At 69.6% G+C, this 1,881-nt stretch carries 2 protein-coding genes; both read left to right on the top strand.

Annotation, left to right across the window (positions count from 1 at the left end; all coding sequences use genetic code 11):
* Window positions 1-621: succinylglutamate desuccinylase/aspartoacylase family protein (locus tag FWJ67_RS10900; protein ID WP_414482830.1), on the top strand; the 621-nt coding region annotated here is incomplete at its 5' end.
* 98 nt (window positions 622-719) lie between these two features.
* On the top strand, window positions 720-1,881 hold a 1,162-nt coding region (locus tag FWJ67_RS10895), incomplete at its 3' end, for a gamma-glutamyltransferase family protein (RefSeq protein ID WP_304174455.1).

Raw genomic sequence — 1,881 nt, 5'->3', positions numbered from 1 at the left:
ACCCGTAACCTCAACCGGAGCTACCCCGGACGGCCCGACGGGACGCTGACCGAGCAGGTGGCCTATGCCATCACCCAGCTGATCCTCCAGGAAGAGGCCGACCTGGTGATCGACCTCCACGAAGCTTCGCCCGAGTATCCGGTGATCAACACCATCGTCGCCCATCCCCGAGCGATGGATCTGGCTGCCTGGGTCGCGTTGGAGGTCGAGATGGAGGGGATGGCCATCGGCCTGGAGCCCTCACCGGAATCGCTCCGGGGGCTCATCCACCGGGAGCTGGGTGAGGCCACGCCGGCCCTGGTGGTCCTGATGGAGACGGCCAACCCAGCCCAGGGCCGCCTGCGCGGCCGGACCGACGCTGCCTTGGTCGTTGAAGGCCGGGACCCCACCTACGTGAAGGCCGGCCGCATCGGGCGCCTCTACGTTCCCTTCGACGAGGAAGGCCACCCGCTGCACGGGCGGGTGGCCCGCCACCTCACGGCTCTGCAGGCCTTCTTGCGGAACGTGGGGCTCTTCGCTGACGGCCGCCCCATCGTGGTGGAGGGCCTGCCCACCTACACCGATCTGATGGAGCACGGGCTGGGTGCCTTCCTCCGGTCGCCCGCGACCGGGAGGCCTTGACCTGACGGGGAGGACGGGAAGACGCAATGCGAGCAAAGGGGGTTCTCAACGTGTCCAAGGGGCTCGGCAGTCGGCGCTGCCGAATGCTGGCGAGTTTGATGTTGGCGTTGCTGGTCGCTTGGATGGCCGTGGGCACTGGCGTGGCCCAGGAGACGGTTCTCCCGGAGGTACGGGCCCGCCAGGGCATGGTCGCGTCGGCCCATCCCCTCGCCTCCGAGGCCGGCTTGGAGATGCTCCGGCGAGGCGGCAACGCCATCGATGCGGCGGTGGCCACAGCCTTTGCCCTCGGGGTGGTGGAGCCCAATGCCTCCGGCCTGGGCGGCGAGGGCATGATGATCATCCGCCTGGCCAGTGGGGAGGTCACCGCCATCGACTACCGCTCGGTGGCCCCGCGCGCCGCCACCTACGAGCGCTTCCCCGACCGGATGCCCAACGTCGGCTGGGAGTCGGTGGCCGTTCCGGGGACCGTGGCCGGTTTGGCCACCGCCCTGAGCCGGTACGGGACCATGAGCCTGGCCGAGGTGCTGGAACCGGCGATCCGGCTGGCCGAGGAAGGGTTCCCGGTGAGCAGCACCCTGGCCGGAGCCATCGCCGACAACTACGAGGCGATTCTGGCCGATCCCGAGCTGGCTTCCATCTACCTGATCGACGGGTTCCCGCCCATGGAGGGGGACCTCCTGAAGAACCCCAATCTGGCCCGGACCATGCGCATCCTGGCGGAGCAGGGGCCCGACGCCTTCTACCGGGGGGAGATCGCCCGTCAGATGGCCGCGGCGATGGAGGCCAATGGCGGTCTGATCACCACCTTCGATCTGGCCGACTATCGGGCCTTCGAGCGGGAGCCGGTCCGGGGCAGCTACCGCGGCTATGAGATCGTCTCGGCCCCGCCACCGGTGGGCGGCATGGCGGTTGTCGAGGCGCTGCACATCCTGGAGAACTTTGACCTGACGGGGGAGCCCTTCCCCTCCGCCCGGGTGATCCACCTGCAAGCCGAGGCGCTGAAGCGGGCCTTCGCCGACCTGAGCTGGTACAACGGCGACCCGGCCTTCGTCGATGTCCCGGTGGAGGGGCTCACCTCCAAGGCCTACGCGCGGGAACGGGCGCAGGAGATCCCCCTGGACCGCATGGGCGAGCGGCCTCAAGCGGGGGACCCGATGCCCTACCAGACCGGTCTGCCGGTGAGCGGGCGTCCGGGTGGATTCTTCCCGGTGCCGGAGGCTGAGTCGGCCAGCACGACCCACCTCTCCACGGCCGATCAGG

Source organism: Limnochorda sp. (assembly GCF_047459355.1).
Lineage (GTDB): Bacteria > Bacillota > Limnochordia > Limnochordales > Limnochordaceae > Limnochorda.
The sequence above is the reverse complement of the archived record's forward strand: the minus strand, read 5'-3'. Positions and strand labels throughout refer to the sequence as shown.